We start from the raw sequence: 18,484 nt of genomic DNA, 5'->3' as shown, positions 1-18,484 counted from the left end.
CGAGGTTTTTTTCGTTTTGACGTTGGAATCAATGAACTTTCATATAGAGCTTCATGATTCGTATTTTGTAGCAGTTCGGGAGGTGTAATTCAATGCGGGTTATTATCACGTTGGCATGCACAAACTGCAAACAGAGAAACTATGCGAGCAGCAAGAACAAACGCAATCACCCCGACCGCATCGAGTTGAAGAAGTTTTGCAAGTTCTGTAACGAGCAGACTCCTCATCGCGAGACGAGATAGTCAAATGGAGGTGTGACCGTGGCATTTTTGGCTAAACTAAAGCAAAGCTTTGGTACAACGTTTAGTTTTTTTGCCGACAGCTGGGCAGAACTTAAGAAGGTTCGCTGGCCAAGCCGTAAAGAGTTGACAAGCTATTCGATCGTGGTTTTGCTTACGATCACGTTTGTAACTATTTACTTCTGGCTTCTTGACATCGGGATCTCGTCTCTGGTTGAACTCATTGTTTAAGAAGGGTCCAAAGGTGGATTTGTGATGGAAAAAAGATGGTACGTCGTGCATACCTACTCCGGCTATGAGAACAAGGTGAAAGCCAATTTGGAGCGCCGTGTTGAATCGATGGGCATGGAAGACAAGATTTTCCGTGTTCTTGTTCCTATGGAAGATGAAGTGGTAGAGAAGGACGGTAAGAAGAAGACTGTCCAACGTAAAGTCTACCCCGGATATGTTCTTGTAGAAATGGTTCAAACCGACGATTCTTGGTACGTTGTTCGTAATACGCCAGGTGTAACTGGATTCGTAGGATCAACTGGATCCGGCTCAAAGCCGATTCCTCTATTGCCTGATGAAGTGGAGCAGATTCTGAAACACATGGGCATGGAAGAACCGAAGCCGAAGATCGAGTTCGAACTGAAAGAAACGGTTCGCGTCAAAGTAGGTCCTTTCGCAGATTTTGTCGGTACAGTAGAAGAAATTTTACTGGACAAAGCGAAGTTGAAGGTCCATGTCAACATGTTTGGCAGGGAAACCCCGCTTGAGCTGGATTATACTCAGGTGGAAAAGATTTAATATCTGGGTTCCGAATTCGTCGGATTCGTCCGATGGAAGTTTTATCGCGAAATGACGATGCTCCTTATGGTGGCATTTGTTGTTTACGCTTGGATTACAGGGTTAGGAGGTGTGTCAGACATGGCAAAAAAGGTCATTAAAATGGTCAAATTGCAAGTTTCTGCAGGTAAAGCAAACCCGGCGCCACCAATTGGTCCAGCACTAGGTCAAGCAGGCGTTAACATCATGGCGTTCTGTAAAGAGTTTAATGCTCGTACCGCAGATCAAGCAGGCTTGATTATTCCTGTTGTTATTACAGTATTTGAAGACCGTTCTTTCACTTTCGAAACAAAAACGCCGCCGGCAGCAGTATTGCTTCGCGTCGCAGCTGGTATCGAAAAAGGTTCAGGCGAGCCGAACAAGAAAAAGGTCGCTACTGTAAAACGTGACAAAGTTCGCGAAATCGCTGAGCAAAAAATGCCCGATCTAAACGCAGCATCCGTGGAATCGGCAATGCGTATGGTTGAAGGTACTGCTCGCAGCATGGGCGTAACTATTGTTGACTAATTACCGCGAGGTAACTTGCTTTGCAAAGCTTCGGCTTTTGCGAGTGGGAGGATCATCCCTAGGAGGATTTTCCGCTACAACCACATGAGGAGGAAATTACAATGGCTAAACATGGTAAAAAATATGTAGAAGCTGCTAAGCTTATTGATAGCGAAGCAACTTACGAGCCTCTTGAGGCGATCGAGCTTGTTAAGAAAACAGCGACTGCTAAATTCGACGAGTCTGTTGAAGCAGCTGTTCGTTTGGGTGTAGACCCTCGTAAACAAGATCAAGCAGTTCGTGGTGTAGTTGTACTGCCACACGGTACTGGTAAAACAAAACGCGTTCTCGTTTTCGCAAAAGGCGAAAAAGTGAAAGAAGCGGAAGCTGCGGGTGCTGACTTCGTTGGCGATGCAGACATGATCAACAAAATTCAACAAGGCTGGTTCGAGTTCGACGTTTGCGTAGCAACGCCGGATATGATGGCTGAGGTTGGTAAACTTGGACGTATTCTTGGTGGTAAAGGCTTGATGCCTAACCCTAAAGCTGGTACAGTAACGTTTGATGTTGCTAAAGCCGTTCAAGAAATCAAAGCTGGTAAAATCGAATACCGTCTTGATAAAGCAGGTCAAATCCATGCGCCAATCGGTAAAGTATCTTTTGATGCTGAGAAACTCAATGAGAATCTTAAAGCATTGATCGACGCTCTAAACCGTGCAAAACCGGCTGCAGCTAAAGGGGTTTACCTGAAAAACATCGCCGTTTCTTCAACAATGGGTCCTGGTGCACGCGTTTCATCCGCATCATACCGCTAAGAAGAACGGAACTTAAATTCGAATACGCATACCGTAGACAGTAGGTGCCTTAAGGCTTAATTTCCTACCGAGGTGTTATGATAAAACGTTTGTAAGCAATATTCGATCCTTTGGGATTGATGCGCGATAACGACATCATGGCCTTCGCAGTCTCTGCGAAGGCCTTTCTCATGCATCGAGGCGTGGAAAGCCCGTCGTATTAACGGAATGTATACTATTACGGGAGGTGTACAGTTTGGCTAACGCAAATATCATCCAAGAGAAACAAGAGGCAGTTGCTGTTATCGCTGCTAAGATTGCTGCTAGCTCCAGCACAGTTGTTGCTGACTATCGTGGTTTGAACGTTGCGCAAGTTACAGAACTTCGGAAACAGCTTCGTGAAGCAGGTATCGAATTCCAAGTTCTTAAAAACTCGCTCGTTCGCCGCGCAACTGAAGGTACGGATTATGTGGAATTGAATAACATTCTTACAGGTCCTACAGCAATTGCATTCGGTAACGAAGACGCTGTTGCTCCAGCAAAAATTTTGAACGATTTCGCTAAAAAGAATGACGCTTTGAAACTTAAAGGCGGCGTTGTTGAAGGTAAAGTCGTAAGCATGGAAGAGATCCAAGCACTTGCGGAACTTCCGTCCCGCGACGGTTTGCTCTCTATGCTCCTCAGCGTATTGCAAGCTCCAGTGCGGAACTTCGCGCTTGCGGTTAAAGCAGTCGGCGAGAAACAAGAAGCACAAGAAGCTTAAATATAGCTTTTCGTTTCATATTGCATTGAACTGGCGCATGCCAGCTGTTTCATAAAACCAAAAAACTAAAACAATACCTGGAGGTATAACCATGTCTAAAGAACAAATCTTAGAAGCGATTAAAGTTATGAACGTTCTTGAACTGAACGACCTTGTTAAAGCAATTGAAGAAGAATTCGGCGTAACTGCAGCAGCTCCTGTAGCAGCTGGCGGCGCAGCAGCAGCAGTAGTTGCTGAGCAATCAGAATTCGACGTTATCCTTAACGGCGCTGGCGCTTCAAAAATCAACGTAATCAAAGTTGTTCGCGAAATTACAGGTCTTGGCCTGAAAGAAGCGAAAGACTTGGTTGACAATGCTCCTAAAGCTGTTAAAGAAAAAGTTTCTAAAGAAGATGCTGAAGCAGTTGCAGCTAAACTTACTGAAGCAGGCGCTTCTGTAGAAGTTAAGTAATATTGCTTTAACCAAATAATGCTGGTCATGTGAACTTACATCGGGATCGGCTGACGAGCCCCTTGAACCGTCAGGTTTCAAGGGGTTCGTTGTATGTTAAAAGATAAGAATGTATAAGGCGGAATCTTATACATTCTTATCTTTCTACAGAAATAGTAAAAAGAAGAAGACGGGGGATGGCTTATGTCGAATCACTATTACTCCCAAAACCCGGAAGTGAAGCATAATCGACATATTCATGAGGTGTCTCTTCGAGGAATGCCTTTCCGATTTGTAACAGATGCCGGTGTATTCTCTAAGTCAGGCATTGATTATGGTAGCAGGGTTTTAATAGATGTTTTACAAATTGATTCCGGATCAAGTGTGCTCGATGTCGGCTGCGGCTATGGTCCGATTGGATTAACGGCGGCTAAGCTTAACAATCAAGGACAAATTACGATGATCGACATTAACGAGCGAGCGGTTGAGTTGGCGAGAGAGAACGCTAAGCTGAATGGCATTAGCAATGTAACCATATTGCAGAGCGATATCTACGAAGCAGTGAAAGATAGAAAGTTTGATGCTATCGTTACCAACCCGCCCATTCGTGCAGGCAAAGAAGTCGTTCATCGTATTTTTGAGGAAGGCTATGAATTGCTGAATCAAGGCGGAAGCATGTGGGTCGTTATTCAGAAGAAGCAAGGTGCTCCTTCGGCAGAAGCAAAGCTGAAGCTGCTTTTCGGTGATGTGGAAGAGGTAACGAAGGATAAAGGCTATCGTATTTTCCGAGCAGTAAAGGAATAAAAGATTAACCAAAAATTGGTTTTGAAAATTCCTTGTGAAAATGAATAAAAATAATTGACTTGACATTTTCGATGTGGTATTATTATTAAATGTCAGCATTAAATTGGGCTCAATCTCTTTAGTTAACTAAAATGTCAAGTGTGATTTTTGAGCGCGGAATGCATAAGATTTACACATTTGACGTATAATGTTTACGTTTTGGGCAAAATTATTGGATATGAGACTATCGCACCGCGCTGCGATTGGTTAACTGCCGGAACATGCTCTTTTTTCGAACTATTCGATAAGGGCTTTTCTTTATTTGACTATATGGGCGGCTGGTCCGTCTATGGTGACGCAGTAGTATCGATGCTGTGAGACAGACATGAGGGGTGAGGTTAAGTTGGCAGGACAACTTGTTCAGTATGGTCGGCGTGCGCGCAGAAGCTACGCCCGAATCAACGAGGTGCTGGAAGTCCCGAACCTGATTGAAATCCAACAAAAATCGTATGAGAAGTTTTTGGATAGCGACTTAATTGAGTTGTTCCAAGATATTTCTCCGATTTCGGACTTTACGGGCAATCTATCGCTTGAGTTTATCGACTATAGCTTGGGCGAACCGAAATATTCGGTCGATGAATCAAAAGAGCGCGACGTGACGTATGCAGCTCCTTTACGCGTTAAGGTAAGACTTTTCAATAAGGAGACCGGCGAAGTAAAGGAACAAGAAGTTTTCATGGGTGATTTCCCGCTTATGACAGAGACGGGCACGTTTATTATTAACGGGGCCGAACGTGTTATTGTCAGCCAATTGGTTCGATCCCCAAGTGTGTACTTCAGCACGAAGGTCGATAAGAACGGGAAGAAAAACTACACGGCAACGGTTATTCCTAACCGTGGCGCTTGGCTAGAGCTTGAAACGGATGCGAAGGATATCATCTACGTACGTATTGACCGCACTCGGAAAATTCCGGTAACGGTACTTTTGCGTTCGCTAGGATTCGGTACTGACGCAGAAATTTTAGAATTGCTTGGCCATGATGAATATATTCGCAATACGTTAGACAAGGATAACACGGATTCAACAGAGAAGGCTCTCATTGAAATTTATGAGCGGCTTCGTCCGGGCGAGCCTCCGACTTTGGATAACGCCAAGAGCTTGCTGGTAGCACGCTTCTTTGATCCAAAACGATATGACTTGGCTAATGTTGGCCGTTACAAAATAAACAAGAAGCTCCATATCAAGAATCGTTTATTTAATCAACGGCTTGCGGAAAATCTAGTTGATCCGACTACTGGTGAAATTATTGCAGAAGCTGGACAAATGATTGACCGTCGTTTGCTTGATGAAATTCTCGAGAAGCTTGAGAAGGATGTTGGCTTCAAGACGTATCATGTTGCTAATGGCGTTCTGGATGCTGATAGTATTCCACTACAAACCATAAGCGTATTCTCGCCTTACGATGAAACTAAAGTGATCAAGGTAATTGCGAATGGCATTATTGATAAATCCGTGAAGCACATTACGCCAGCGGACATCATTTCTTCCATTAACTACTTTATCAACTTGCTTCATGGCGTAGGAAGCACGGATGATATCGATCATCTGGGTAACCGTCGACTGCGTTCCGTAGGTGAATTGCTGCAAAACCAATTCCGTATCGGTTTATCTCGTATGGAGCGCGTTGTACGCGAGAGAATGTCCATTCAAGATGCGAATGCTATTACGCCGCAAGCGTTAATTAACATTCGACCGGTAATTGCTTCAATAAAAGAATTTTTTGGATCCTCGCAGCTTTCCCAGTTTATGGACCAAACGAATCCGCTTGCTGAGTTGACGCATAAGCGTCGTCTATCTGCACTCGGACCCGGCGGTTTGACTCGGGAACGCGCAGGCTTTGAAGTCCGTGACGTCCATCACTCCCATTACGGGCGTATGTGTCCGATCGAGACTCCAGAGGGACCGAACATCGGGTTGATCAACTCCTTGTCTTCTTTTGCCCGTATTAATGAGTACGGCTTTATTGAAGCTCCGTACCGTTGGGTAGATCCTAAGACAGGAATCGTTACTGAGCAAATTGCTTATCTAACGGCCGATGAAGAAGATAACTACGTAATCGCACAAGCGAATGCGCAGTTGAATCCGGATGATACCTTTGCTGAAGAAAATACGATCGTTCGTTACAATAAACAAGCAGATAATATCTTGACGATGCCTAGTGAGCGCGTTGACTACATGGACGTATCTCCTAAGCAGGTAGTATCGGTTGCTACAGCGTTAATTCCATTCTTGGAGAACGATGACTCCAACCGTGCCCTAATGGGATCGAACATGCAGCGTCAAGCCGTTCCGCTTCTTATTCCTAGATCACCTCTTGTAGGTACGGGAATGGAGCACAAAGCAGCGAAGGATTCCGGAGTTTGTGTCGTTTCGAAGTTTGATGGCATAATCGAGCGTTCTTCCGCTAACGAAATTTGGCTGCGCCGCGTTGAAGAAATTGACGGCAAACAAGTTTCGGGTGACTTGGTGAAACATAAGCTACACAAGTTTATGCGTTCTAACCAAGGAACGTGCATTAACCAACGTCCACTAGTTCGTAAAGGCGACGTTATCAAGAAGGGCGATATTCTTGCAGATGGTCCTTCCACTGAAATGGGCGAATTGGCTCTTGGCCGTAACGTTGTCGTTGCGTTCATGACGTGGGAAGGCTATAACTACGAGGATGCGATCCTACTTAGTGAGAAGCTTGTGAAAGAGGATGTTTATACGTCCATTCACATTGAAGAATACGAGTCCGAAGCTCGTGACACGAAGCTTGGACCAGAAGAAATCACGCGCGACATTCCGAATGTCGGCGAGGATGCACTTCGTAATCTTGATGAGCGCGGAATCATTCGTGTTGGTGCTGAAATCGGCGCCGGCGATATCCTTGTTGGTAAAGTAACGCCTAAAGGTGTGACTGAGCTGACAGCGGAAGAAAGATTGCTGCACGCAATCTTCGGTGAGAAAGCTCGTGAAGTACGTGATACATCGCTGCGCGTACCGCATGGTACGGATGGCATCGTTGTAGACGTGAAAGTATTTACCCGTGAGAACGGTGACGAATTGCCTCCAGGCGTTAACCAATTGGTACGTGCTTATATTGCTCAAAAACGGAAAATTTCCGAAGGCGACAAAATGGCCGGACGACATGGTAACAAAGGGGTAATCGCTCGTATTATGCCTGAAGAAGATATGCCTTTCCTTCCAGACGGCACACCTGTAGAAGTTGTTCTTAATCCGCTAGGGGTACCGTCGCGGATGAACATCGGTCAGGCGCTTGAGGTTCACCTCGGCATGGCTTGTAAGCATCTCGGCATTCATGCTGCAACACCGGTATTTGACGGTGCGCGCGAGAATGACGTTTTCGATACAATGGAAGAAGCAGGCATGCAGCGTAACGGTAAAACCGTTCTGTATGATGGTCGGACTGGTGAGAATTTCGAACGTGAAGTTACGGTTGGGGTCATGTACATGATCAAGCTGGCGCACATGGTCGATGACAAAATCCATGCCCGTTCTACTGGACCTTACTCACTTGTTACTCAGCAGCCGCTGGGTGGTAAAGCACAGTTCGGTGGACAACGTTTCGGGGAGATGGAAGTATGGGCGCTTGAGGCTTATGGCGCCGCGTACACGCTCCAAGAGATATTGACTGTGAAATCCGATGACGTGGTTGGACGTGTGAAAACGTACGAATCCATCGTCAAAGGTGAGAACGTTCCAGAACCAGGCGTTCCAGAGTCGTTCAAAGTATTGATTAAAGAGCTTCAAAGCTTAGGTATGGACGTCAAAATCCTAGCTGAGAATGAAGAAGAGATCGAAATGAAAGAAATGGACGATGAAGATGAGGCTACTGGCGATAAGCTTAACCTCAATATTGAAGGTGCTGAAGTAGGCGCTGCTGAATAAACTAGTTTCTGGATTCCGTCAAATGGTCACGCGCCTTTGACGGAATCTAGCTGATTAGATAGACATTGTCATACATGACGGAGGAGGGTTGCTCCTTGTTGGACGTGAACAACTTCGAGTATATGAAAATCGGTCTGGCTTCGCCGGATAAAATTCGCTCGTGGTCCCGCGGAGAAGTTAAGAAACCGGAGACGATCAACTACAGGACCTTAAAACCGGAGAAGGAAGGTCTCTTCTGCGAGAAAATTTTTGGACCTACAAAAGATTGGGAATGTCATTGTGGTAAATACAAACGTGTTCGTTATAAAGGCGTTGTTTGTGACCGCTGTGGCGTTGAAGTAACTCGCGCGAAAGTTCGTCGTGAGCGTATGGGTCATATCGAGCTAGCAGCTCCTGTTTCTCATATTTGGTACTTTAAAGGTATCCCGAGCCGTATGGGTCTTGCACTTGATATGTCGCCTCGTTCGCTAGAGGAGATCATTTATTTTGCATCCTATGTCGTAACGGACCCAGGTGATACGCCGCTTGAGAAGAAACAGCTTCTATCGGAGAAAGAGTACCGCAGCTATCGGGAGAAATACGGATATGGATTCCATGCCGGTATGGGCGCCGAGGCTGTTAAGAAGCTTCTGCAAGATATCGACGTTGAGAAAGAACTGGAGCAATTGAAGGAAGAACTGCGTACGGCTCAAGGGCAACGACGCAACCGCGCCATCAAGCGCCTTGAAGTAGTCGAAGCATTCCGTAATTCCGGCAACGAGCCGGAATGGATGATTCTAGACGTGCTTCCTGTTATTCCTCCTGAGCTTCGTCCAATGGTACAGCTTGATGGCGGACGTTTTGCTACGTCTGATCTGAATGACCTGTATCGTCGTGTTATTAACCGCAACAACCGTCTAAAGCGTCTGCTTGATCTTGGCGCGCCTGATATTATCGTTCAAAACGAAAAACGGATGCTTCAGGAAGCTGTTGACGCCTTGATCGATAACGGTCGTCGCGGCCGCCCGGTAACGGGTCCTGGTAACCGTCCTCTTAAATCGCTCAGCCACATGCTGAAAGGTAAACAAGGACGCTTCCGTCAGAACTTGCTCGGTAAACGGGTTGACTATTCCGGTCGTTCGGTTATCGTTGTAGGCCCGAACTTGAAGATGTTCCAGTGCGGTCTTCCGAAGGAAATGGCACTTGAGCTATTCAAGCCATTCGTAATGAAAGAGCTGGTTAACAAAGGCTTGGCTCATAATATTAAGAGCGCGAAGCGTAAGGTTGAACGTGTAAGCCCTGAGGTATGGGATGTTCTAGAAGAAGTAATCAAGGAACACCCAGTTCTGCTTAACCGTGCCCCGACGCTTCATAGACTTGGTATTCAAGCATTTGAACCTATTTTGGTTGAAGGCCGTGCCATTAAGCTTCACCCGCTCGTATGTACAGCATACAATGCTGACTTCGACGGTGACCAAATGGCCGTACACGTTCCGTTGTCTGCTGAAGCACAAGCCGAAGCTCGTTTGCTTATGCTTGCATCAGGTAACATTCTGAATCCAAAAGACGGTAAACCAGTAGTAACGCCATCGCAGGATATGGTGCTTGGAAGTTTCTACTTAACGATGGATAACAAAGAGGCTAAAGGCAGCGGTTCTGTATTTGGTACCGTTAACGAAGCGATCTCTGCTTACCAGCGTGGTATTGTTTCCTTGCATGCTAGAATTATCATTCCTGTGCGCGTTCTTAAGAAAACAAACTTCACGGAGCAGCAACAAAATTCATTGCTTGTCACTACGGTTGGTAAAGTAATCTTCAACGAAATATTCCCTGAAGATTTCCCTTATATCAACGAAGCGACAAAAACGAATCTGCTGCAAGGTACTCCGGATAAATATTTTGTATACGAAAAAGGCGCTGATCTTCCTAAGTTTATGGAAGGAATCGATACGCCGGGTGCGGTAGGTAAGGATTATCTCGCATTAGTAATTGCTGAGTGCTTCCGTAAATACCACACAACGCTTACTGCGATGCTTCTTGACCGTATTAAGCAGCTTGGTTTCACTTACTCTACTAAGGCTGGTATTACGATCGGCGTAGCCGACGTTATCATTCCGAAAGAGAAAGACGAAATCATGAAGAGATCCGATGACAAGGTTGCTACCGTTATGAATCAATACCGTCGCGGTTTGATTACAAACGAAGAGCGTTATGACCGCATCATCAGCATTTGGAGTAAATGTAAAGACGAAATCACCGATATTCTTATGAAATCGATGGATCGTTACAACAACATCATGCTTATGGTGGACTCCAAAGCACGGGGTAACAAATCGCAAATTACACAGCTTGGCGGTATGCGTGGTCTGATGGCGAATCCATCTGGCCGTATCATCGAGTTGCCGATCAAATCAAACTTCCGCGAAGGCCTCACCGTACTCGAGTACTTTATCTCGACTCACGGAGCGCGTAAAGGTTTGGCCGATACAGCACTTCGTACAGCCGATTCCGGTTACTTGACACGTCGACTTGTTGACGTTGCACAGGACGTAATCGTGCGTGAAGATGATTGTGGTACGGATAAAGGCTTCTCTGTTAGCAAAATTCAAGACGGTAAAGAGGTTATTGAAGATCTTTATGACCGTATTGAAGGCCGCTATGCATTTGAAACAGTCCGTAATCCGAAAACAGGCGAAATCATTGTTAACCGCAGTGAACTGATCGACTCCCACAAAGCGGATGCGATTATCGATGCTGGGGTTGAGAAGCTGCAAATTCGTTCCGTACTCAGCTGCCGTGCTCGTCATGGCGTCTGCAAAATTTGTTACGGCCGCAATCTAGCTACTGGTAAACACGTTGAGATCGGGGAAGCGGTTGGTATTATCGCTGCTCAATCGATCGGTGAGCCAGGAACACAGCTGACGATGCGTACGTTCCATACGGGCGGCGTTGCCGGCGATGATATCACACAAGGTTTGCCTCGTATTCAAGAGCTCTTCGAGGCGCGTAATCCGAAAGGCCAAGCGATTATCTCTGAGCTTGACGGTGTTATTAAAGAGATTCGTGAAGCTAAGGATCGTCGCGAAATCGAGGTTCAAGGCGAAGCGGAAACTAAAATATATGCAGTTACCTATGGTTCGCGTATTCGCGTAACGCAAGGTCAACAAATCGAAGCCGGCGATGAGCTGACTGACGGTTCTATTGACCCTAAAGATATGCTGCGCATCAAAGGCATCAGAGGCGTTCAAAACTACATTCTACAAGAAGTACAGCGCGTTTACCGGAACCAAGGGGTAGAAATCAATGACAAGCACGTTGAAGTCATGATTAAACAAATGCTCCGCAAAATCCGTATCGTAGACGCTGGCGGCACTACGCTTCTGCCAGGCGCGTTTGTTGATATTCATGAATATGAATCTCAGAACCGCGCTGCGATATTCGCAGACTTAGAGCCAGCTGTTGCAAAACCTGTATTGCTCGGTATTACGAAAGCATCGCTTGAGACAGATTCTTTCTTGTCTGCAGCGTCCTTCCAAGAAACAACTCGCGTGTTGACTGATGCGGCTATCAAAGGCAAAGTTGACCAGTTGCTAGGACTGAAGGAAAATGTTATTATCGGTAAGCTGATTCCAGCTGGTACCGGTATGGCACGTTACCGTAATATTCGATTTGCTGGAATGGAAGATGAAACAACGGCTGTAACGGAAGGCGAATTAGAGACGGAAGCTGTTGCAATCGATTAGTGACTGCAGTAGTCTGACAACTCCTTAGTCTGACACTGATATCCATGCTAAGAGCGTCATAACCGCTATTCCAATAGGAATAGCGGAAAGACTGCTCTTATGCATGTTTATAGTAAAGTGGCGTTTAACCATTAATTTCATCACGAATATGTTTAAAGTTTCTTGACACGAACACGGCTTAGGTGATACTATATCGAAGTGTGCCTGAGTGTGTACGGTCTGAATGGAAGAATTGAAGGTGATTTCATGCAATTCAAAGTCGGCGCGAAGCAGACGATGAAGATGCTCGAATTGCAAAGAGCCATTGAGATTTACGTAGCACGAGATGCAGATCCGCAGATGAAAGCTAAGGTTGTTCATCTAAGCGAGCGGACGGGCGTTCCAATTAAATGGATCGATTCGATGGAAAAACTCGGGGAAACCTGTGGGATCGATATCGGGGCCGCAATGGCAGCACTCGTAAATGATGAAGAATAATGCTTTTTACCGTTTTTGTTAGTTGGTTATTTAACGATAATGAACTGGCGAGAATTTTTCTTTGTTCTTTTATGAACCGCCTGGATCTGTGGGCTTAAATTTAGGTAAAATGTCTACCATATAAGCGTAAACGGCTAATGCCGTCTTTGGTGGGAAGAGCTCGTTTCGCGAAGGAATATAAGCAGATTTATAAACACATCTTTATAAACTCTTATATTTTCAAAAGACATGAATTTAAGGAAGGGGGTGGCAACATGCCAACTATTAATCAGCTGGTCCGTAAAGGACGTCAAGCGAAAGTCGTTAAATCGAAATCGCCAGCCTTGCAAAAAGGTTTCAATGCATTGAAACGTGAAGCTACTAACATCAGCGCTCCTCAAAAACGCGGTGTGTGCACTCGTGTAGGTACAATGACTCCAAGGAAACCGAACTCCGCACTTCGTAAATATGCTCGTGTTCGTTTAACGAACCGTTTAGAGGTTACGGCTTACATTCCGGGTATCGGACACAACTTGCAAGAGCATAGCGTTGTTTTGATCCGTGGTGGTAAAGTAAAAGACTTAGCGGGAGTACGTTATCATATCGTTCGCGGTGCACTTGATACTGCGGGTGTTAACAACCGTATGCAAGCTCGTTCGAAATACGGTACGAAACGTCCGAAAGTTAAAAAATCATAAGAATAGCTCTTATGGGTTATCGAAATGCTAGAAATAATGACTATTAGAAGAAAGGGGGACTTTCTCATGCCACGCAAAGGTCCTGTAACGAAACGTGATGTGCTTCCAGATCCGCTATATAATAGCAAACTGGTAACTCGCCTTATCAACCGTATTATGCTTGACGGTAAAAGAGGTGTAGCAGCAACACTACTATATGACGCTTTCAAACTTATTCAAGAACGCACGGGTAAAGATCCAATGGAAGTTTTTGAAGCAGCTTTGAAAAATATTATGCCGGTTCTTGAGGTTAAAGCACGCCGTGTTGGTGGAGCTAACTATCAAGTGCCTATCGAAGTTAAACCAGAACGCCGTACGGCGCTTGGTCTTCGTTGGCTCGTGAACTACTCACGTAACCGCGGTGAGAAAACGATGGAAGAGCGTTTAGCTGCTGAAATCACAGATGCATCCAATAACACTGGCGCAGCTGTTAAGAAGCGCGAAGACACTCACAAAATGGCTGAAGCAAACAAAGCGTTTGCTCACTACCGCTGGTAGAATCTTCACATACGAGAGGAGACAAATTTATGTCAAGAGAGTTCTCCTTGAAAAATACGCGTAACATCGGGATTATGGCGCATATTGATGCCGGTAAAACCACAACAACTGAACGGATCTTGTTCTTTACAGGCCGTACCCACAAAATCGGTGAGGTGCACGAAGGTGCAGCTACGATGGACTGGATGGAACAAGAACAAGAGCGCGGTATTACGATTACGTCTGCCGCGACAACCGCTCAATGGCATGGACACCGAATTAATATTATCGACACCCCGGGACACGTTGACTTCACAGTTGAAGTTGAACGCTCCCTGCGCGTATTGGACGGGGCCGTTGGGGTTTTCAGTGCAAAAGAAGGCGTTGAGCCACAGTCTGAAACTGTATGGCGTCAGGCTGACAAATACAACGTACCTCGGATTGCATACGTCAATAAGATGGATATCATTGGTGCAGACTATCTGAATGTTATTAAAGACATGCGTGAGCGTCTAGGTGCCAATGCTGTTGCAATCCAAATACCGATGGGCGCTGAGTCTGATTTTCTCGGCGTTATCGATATCGTTGAACGCGTAGCATATAAATACAAAGATGATTCTGGTAAAGATCCAGATAAAATCGAAATTCCTGCTGAGTATGCCGACCAAGTCGAATCACTTCGCTCGGAATTGATTGAGAAAGTTGCAGAATTGGATGAAGAATTAACGATGAAATATTTGGAAGGTGAAGAAATCACTATTCCAGAAATTAAAGCTGCACTCCGTAAGGGTGTATGCGAAGTTAAAATCTTCCCAGTTGTAGCAGGTTCCTCTTACCGTAACAAAGGTGTTCAGCCGATGTTGGATGCTGTTGTTGACTACTTGCCTTCACCGCTTGACGTACCAGCTATTACAGGTACGCTTGAAGATGGTGAAGAAGGAGTACGTCCATCTTCAGACACAGAACCGTTCGCGGCTCTGGCATTCAAAATCATGACTGACCCTTATGTGGGTAGATTGACGTTCTTCCGTGTGTATTCAGGCGTACTAAAATCCGGTTCATATGTCCTTAACTCAACAAAAGGCAAACGTGAGCGGATTGGTCGTATTCTTCAGATGCATGCGAACAGCCGTCAAGAAATCACAGAAGTTTATTCTGGTGACATTGCTGCCGCGGTTGGTTTGAAAGATACAACGACTGGAGACACTCTTTGCGATGAGAAGAACATCATCATTCTTGAATCGATGAACTTCCCTGAGCCAGTTATCTCGGTTGCTATCGAACCAAAAACGAAAGCTGACCAAGATAAACTTGGTATCGCGATTTCGAAACTTGCTGAAGAAGATCCTACTTTCCGTGCTCATACGGACGAAGAAACAAACCAAACGATTATTTCTGGTATGGGTGAGCTTCACCTTGAAATCCTCGTTGACCGTATGTTCCGCGAATTCAAAGTTGAGACAAACGTTGGTAAGCCTCAAGTAGCTTATCGTGAAACGTTCCGTCAAGCTGCGAAGGTTGAAGGTAAGTTCGTACGTCAGTCCGGTGGTAAAGGTCAATTCGGTCATTGTTGGGTTGAGTTTTCACCACTTGAGCCAGGTTCAGGCTTTATATTCGAAAACAAAACAGTTGGTGGATCTATTCCTCGTGAATATATCGCTCCTATCCAGGCTGGTATTGAAGAGTCGATGAAGAACGGTGTTGTAGCCGGCTTCCCGCTCGTTGATGTCAAAGCTGTTGTTGTTGACGGATCTTATCATGATGTTGACTCCTCGGAAATGGCGTTTAAAATTGCAGGTTCAATGGCGCTTAAAGCTGCCAAAGAAAGATGTAATCCAGTTCTGCTTGAGCCAATCATGAAAGTTGAAGTTACTGTTCCTGAAGAGTACATGGGCGATGTTATGGGTATGTTGAACTCCCGTCGTGGTCGTATCGAAGGTATGGATACTCGTGCAGGTGCACAAATTATCCGCTCCAAGGTGCCTCTCTCCGAGATGTTCGGTTATTCCACAACACTACGTTCGGGTACTCAAGGACGCGGCGTATTCTCCATGGAGCTTTCTCATTATGAAGAAGTTCCAAGATCGATCTCTGAAGAGATCATTGCTAAGCACAAAGGCGAGTAATCGCTTTTAGGCAATGCATTTATTATATGCTTTTGGCCGTCATTACCATTTGCTTGCAAATGAAGTGTCGGCCCACACATAAAAATATGATGTTAAATTGAGGAGGCTCAAGTTCAATGGCTAAGGCAAAATTTGAACGTAACAAACCGCACGTTAATATCGGTACTATCGGTCACGTCGATCATGGTAAAACGACTTTGACAGCTGCGATCACAACAGTACTTTCCAAAAGATACGGCGGAGCAGCAATTGCATTCGACCAAATCGATAAAGCTCCAGAAGAGCGCGAGCGTGGTATCACGATCTCGACATCACACGTTGAGTATGAGACTCCAACTCGTCACTACGCTCACGTTGACTGCCCAGGTCACGCCGACTATGTAAAAAACATGATCACTGGTGCTGCACAAATGGACGGAGCTATTCTTGTAGTTTCCGCTACTGACGGCCCTATGCCACAAACTCGTGAGCACATCTTGCTTTCGAAACAAGTAGGCGTACCTTATATCGTTGTTTTCTTGAACAAATGCGACATGGTTGAAGACGAAGAGCTTCTTGAATTGGTAGAAATGGAAGTTCGTGACCTTCTTTCTGAGTATGAGTTCCCAGGCGACGACACTCCAATCATCCGTGGATCAGCTCGTGAAGCTCTTTCGAACCCAGATGGCGAATGGGCTGACAAAATCGTTGAACTGTTTGAGCAAGTGGATACTTACATCCCTACTCCAGAGCGCGATACTGCGAAACCTTTCCTTATGCCTGTCGAGGACGTATTCACAATCACTGGCCGTGGTACAGTTGCTACAGGTCGTGTAGAGCGTGGCGTTATCAAAGTAGGCGACGAGATCGAAATTATCGGTCTAGCTGAAGAATCCCGTAAGTCTGTAGTAACAGGCGTTGAAATGTTCCGTAAATTGCTTGACTCCGCTCAAGCTGGTGACAACGTAGGCGCATTGCTTCGTGGTGTAGACCGCAGCAACATTGAGCGTGGACAAGTTTTGGCTAAACCGGGTTCGGTTAAACCACACACTAACTTCACTGCACAAATCTACGTTCTTACTAAAGAAGAGGGTGGCCGTCACAAGCCTTTCTTCACTGGATACCGTCCACAGTTCTACTTCCGTACAACTGACGTAACAGGTATCATCACTTTGCCAGAAGGTACTGAAATGGTTATGCCTGGCGACAATATCACTGTAACGGTTGAGCTTATCGCTCCAATCGCTGTTGAAGAGGGAACTCGATTCTCTATTCGTGAAGGCGGCCGTACAGTAGGCGCTGGCGCTGTAGCTTCTATCCAAAAATAATGAACGGCGGCTTTAGCCGCTGTGAATATCAAAGGCCCTCACCTCGGTGAGGGCTTTTTTTATGGGACTATACGATCAGTAGGTCTGCTTACTTATATTTACATTAACTTATGATTGACTACATACCTCAAACCCATTTAATATTAGGGAATAATAGAAATCTGTCATCATTGCTCGATTAATTTCAGTCACTTATTATAGTCATAACCTTTAATGCGAGAAAGCGATGATGCTTTGATGTGCCTTTATATTCTATTGAAGCAATGAGAAGAGACGATTTGAAAATTGAGAGGGGTCTATTTAAATGAAGAAGAGGTTTTGGATTGGTATTGCTTTGGCATCAATCATGGTTATAACTGCAGCTTGTGGTTCTGGCTCGGAGAAATCGGGTTCGAATTCGGGTAAGTCAAGCTCGAATTCAGGTAAATCATATACCATATCGATCTCGCAAATTGTTGAGCATCCATCGCTTGACGCAACACGCCAAGGCTTTATTGCCGCACTTAAAGATGCAGGTATTGAAGAAGGCAAAAACTTAACAATCGATTTCAATAATGCGCAAGGCGATGCTACGAATATTAAAACCATTTCACAAAAAATTGCATCAAACAAAAGCGATTTAGCACTTGGTATTGCTACACCTACTGCACAAAGCTTAGTTGATGATGTAACGGACAAGCCTGTATTGTTCGCTGCTGTAACAGATCCAGTTGCTGCAGGTATCGTACCACAGCTGAAAGCTCCAGGCGGTAATGTAACAGGAGCTTCGGATACGAATCCTGCTGCTATTACACAAACAATGGATTTCATTGCATCCCAATTCAAAGATGTAAAAAATGTTGGTATTGTTATTAATGAAGGCGAACAAAATGCTGTAGTAATGAGTAAAATTGCAGAAGAAGCGCTTGCTAAATATGATATCAAACTAATTAAAGCTTCTGTTGCTAACTCTTCTGATGTTAAACAAGCTGCTGAATCATTAGTTGGCCGTGTAGATGCTATTTATATTACACTTGATAACATGGTAGTGAGTGGCGTAGACGCTATTATCGAGGTAGCAAACAAAAATAAAATTCCTTTCTTCTCTGCAGACCGCGATACAGTTGAGAAAGGCGCTTTTGCAGCTGTAGGCTTTAAATACTTTGATCATGGCTATGAAGTTGGTCAAATGGCTGTGGATATTTTGAAAAATGGCAAAAAGCCTGCTGATATGGATGTAACAGTTCCTCAGAAGCTTGATTTCATCTTCAATATGAAAGCGGCAGCTGAACAAGGAATTACGGTTACGGACGAAATGAAAGCATTTGTTAAAGATAAAGAAAATAACATCATTGAGTAAGAGCGAGTTATTATAACATCGTACAAGATGATAAGATCAAAGTTT

At 45.0% G+C, this 18,484-nt stretch carries 17 protein-coding genes and 1 other annotated feature; all 17 genes read left to right on the top strand.

The window, feature by feature from the left end; translation table 11 throughout:
* The first annotated feature begins 92 nt into the window (after positions 1-92).
* The 17 genes from rpmG (at position 93) to CEF13_RS26085 (ending at position 18,439) form a co-directional block, all read left to right on the top strand.
* Positions 93-242 (top strand): 50S ribosomal protein L33, encoded by a 150-nt coding sequence (rpmG, locus tag CEF13_RS26160; RefSeq protein ID WP_015847242.1) that lies wholly within the window; start codon positions 93-95, stop codon positions 240-242.
* An 18-nt stretch (positions 243-260) separates the two neighbouring features.
* A complete protein-coding gene (secE, locus tag CEF13_RS26155) occupies positions 261-470 on the top strand; it encodes a preprotein translocase subunit SecE (protein WP_028609673.1) in 210 nt (69 codons plus the stop codon).
* A 24-nt stretch (positions 471-494) separates the two neighbouring features.
* Positions 495-1,028, top strand: coding sequence for a transcription termination/antitermination protein NusG (gene nusG / locus CEF13_RS26150; protein WP_102715373.1), 534 nt, complete (start codon positions 495-497; stop codon positions 1,026-1,028).
* A 120-nt stretch (positions 1,029-1,148) separates the two neighbouring features.
* A complete protein-coding gene (gene rplK, locus CEF13_RS26145) occupies positions 1,149-1,574 on the top strand; it encodes a 50S ribosomal protein L11 (RefSeq protein ID WP_102715371.1) in 426 nt (141 codons plus the stop codon).
* Between the two features lie 101 nt (positions 1,575-1,675).
* On the top strand, positions 1,676-2,368 hold the full coding sequence (gene rplA, locus CEF13_RS26140; RefSeq protein WP_102715369.1) for a 50S ribosomal protein L1: 693 nt from the start codon (positions 1,676-1,678) through the stop codon (positions 2,366-2,368).
* Positions 2,369-2,381: 13 nt separating this feature from the next.
* Positions 2,382-2,547: a sequence feature (ribosomal protein L10 leader region), on the top strand.
* A gap of 56 nt (positions 2,548-2,603) precedes the next feature.
* A complete protein-coding gene (gene rplJ, locus CEF13_RS26135) occupies positions 2,604-3,110 on the top strand; it encodes a 50S ribosomal protein L10 (protein ID WP_102715367.1) in 507 nt (168 codons plus the stop codon).
* A 91-nt stretch (positions 3,111-3,201) separates the two neighbouring features.
* Positions 3,202-3,561 (top strand): 50S ribosomal protein L7/L12, encoded by a 360-nt coding sequence (rplL, locus tag CEF13_RS26130; RefSeq protein ID WP_102715365.1) that lies wholly within the window; start codon positions 3,202-3,204, stop codon positions 3,559-3,561.
* Positions 3,562-3,744: 183 nt separating this feature from the next.
* Complete coding sequence (locus CEF13_RS26125; protein WP_102715363.1) at positions 3,745-4,344, top strand: class I SAM-dependent methyltransferase; 600 nt, start codon at positions 3,745-3,747, stop codon at positions 4,342-4,344.
* Between the two features lie 177 nt (positions 4,345-4,521).
* A complete protein-coding gene (locus CEF13_RS28630; protein WP_146022763.1) occupies positions 4,522-4,701 on the top strand; it encodes a hypothetical protein in 180 nt (59 codons plus the stop codon).
* Positions 4,702-4,726: 25 nt separating this feature from the next.
* A complete protein-coding gene (gene rpoB, locus CEF13_RS26120; protein WP_102715361.1) occupies positions 4,727-8,275 on the top strand; it encodes a DNA-directed RNA polymerase subunit beta in 3,549 nt (1,182 codons plus the stop codon).
* Between the two features lie 95 nt (positions 8,276-8,370).
* The gene (rpoC, locus tag CEF13_RS26115; protein WP_102715359.1) at positions 8,371-11,997 is read left to right on the top strand and encodes a DNA-directed RNA polymerase subunit beta'; all 3,627 of its coding nucleotides are present in this window, start codon (positions 8,371-8,373) and stop codon (positions 11,995-11,997) included.
* Between the two features lie 246 nt (positions 11,998-12,243).
* The gene (locus tag CEF13_RS26110) at positions 12,244-12,474 is read left to right on the top strand and encodes a ribosomal L7Ae/L30e/S12e/Gadd45 family protein (RefSeq protein WP_102716572.1); all 231 of its coding nucleotides are present in this window, start codon (positions 12,244-12,246) and stop codon (positions 12,472-12,474) included.
* 254 nt (positions 12,475-12,728) lie between these two features.
* The gene (rpsL, locus tag CEF13_RS26105; protein ID WP_054025332.1) at positions 12,729-13,151 is read left to right on the top strand and encodes a 30S ribosomal protein S12; all 423 of its coding nucleotides are present in this window, start codon (positions 12,729-12,731) and stop codon (positions 13,149-13,151) included.
* Positions 13,152-13,217: 66 nt separating this feature from the next.
* Entirely contained in the window at positions 13,218-13,688 is a 471-nt protein-coding gene (rpsG, locus tag CEF13_RS26100; RefSeq protein WP_102715357.1) for a 30S ribosomal protein S7, read from the top strand.
* Positions 13,689-13,717: 29 nt separating this feature from the next.
* Positions 13,718-15,793, top strand: a complete 2,076-nt coding sequence (fusA, locus tag CEF13_RS26095; protein ID WP_102715355.1) for an elongation factor G — start codon at positions 13,718-13,720, stop codon at positions 15,791-15,793.
* A 116-nt stretch (positions 15,794-15,909) separates the two neighbouring features.
* Positions 15,910-17,100 (top strand): elongation factor Tu, encoded by a 1,191-nt coding sequence (gene tuf, locus CEF13_RS26090; protein ID WP_102715353.1) that lies wholly within the window; start codon positions 15,910-15,912, stop codon positions 17,098-17,100.
* Positions 17,101-17,404: 304 nt separating this feature from the next.
* Positions 17,405-18,439: an ABC transporter substrate-binding protein gene (locus tag CEF13_RS26085; RefSeq protein WP_102715351.1), complete on the top strand. Its 1,035-nt coding sequence runs from the start codon at positions 17,405-17,407 to the stop codon at positions 18,437-18,439.
* The last annotated feature ends 45 nt before the right edge of the window (positions 18,440-18,484 follow it).

Source organism: Paenibacillus castaneae (assembly GCF_002884445.1).
GTDB lineage: Bacteria > Bacillota > Bacilli > Paenibacillales > Paenibacillaceae > Pristimantibacillus > Pristimantibacillus castaneae.
Note: the sequence above shows the minus strand (reverse complement) of the source record. Positions and strands in the feature narration are given on the sequence as shown.

What these genes read in the sequence shown, in the direction of transcription:
- rpmG (WP_015847242.1), top strand. Translation starts at nt 93, where the DNA reads ATGCGGGTTATTATCACGTTGGCATGCACAAACTGCAAACAGAGAAAC.
- nusG (WP_102715373.1), top strand. Translation starts at nt 495, where the DNA reads ATGGAAAAAAGATGGTACGTCGTGCATACCTACTCCGGCTATGAGAAC.
- rplK (WP_102715371.1), top strand. Translation starts at nt 1,149, where the DNA reads ATGGCAAAAAAGGTCATTAAAATGGTCAAATTGCAAGTTTCTGCAGGT.
- rplA (WP_102715369.1), top strand. Translation starts at nt 1,676, where the DNA reads ATGGCTAAACATGGTAAAAAATATGTAGAAGCTGCTAAGCTTATTGAT.
- rplL (WP_102715365.1), top strand. Translation starts at nt 3,202, where the DNA reads ATGTCTAAAGAACAAATCTTAGAAGCGATTAAAGTTATGAACGTTCTT.
- CEF13_RS26125 (WP_102715363.1), top strand. Translation starts at nt 3,745, where the DNA reads ATGTCGAATCACTATTACTCCCAAAACCCGGAAGTGAAGCATAATCGA.
- CEF13_RS26110 (WP_102716572.1), top strand. Translation starts at nt 12,244, where the DNA reads ATGCAATTCAAAGTCGGCGCGAAGCAGACGATGAAGATGCTCGAATTG.
- rpsL (WP_054025332.1), top strand. Translation starts at nt 12,729, where the DNA reads ATGCCAACTATTAATCAGCTGGTCCGTAAAGGACGTCAAGCGAAAGTC.
- rpsG (WP_102715357.1), top strand. Translation starts at nt 13,218, where the DNA reads ATGCCACGCAAAGGTCCTGTAACGAAACGTGATGTGCTTCCAGATCCG.
- fusA (WP_102715355.1), top strand. Translation starts at nt 13,718, where the DNA reads ATGTCAAGAGAGTTCTCCTTGAAAAATACGCGTAACATCGGGATTATG.
- tuf (WP_102715353.1), top strand. Translation starts at nt 15,910, where the DNA reads ATGGCTAAGGCAAAATTTGAACGTAACAAACCGCACGTTAATATCGGT.
- CEF13_RS26085 (WP_102715351.1), top strand. Translation starts at nt 17,405, where the DNA reads ATGAAGAAGAGGTTTTGGATTGGTATTGCTTTGGCATCAATCATGGTT.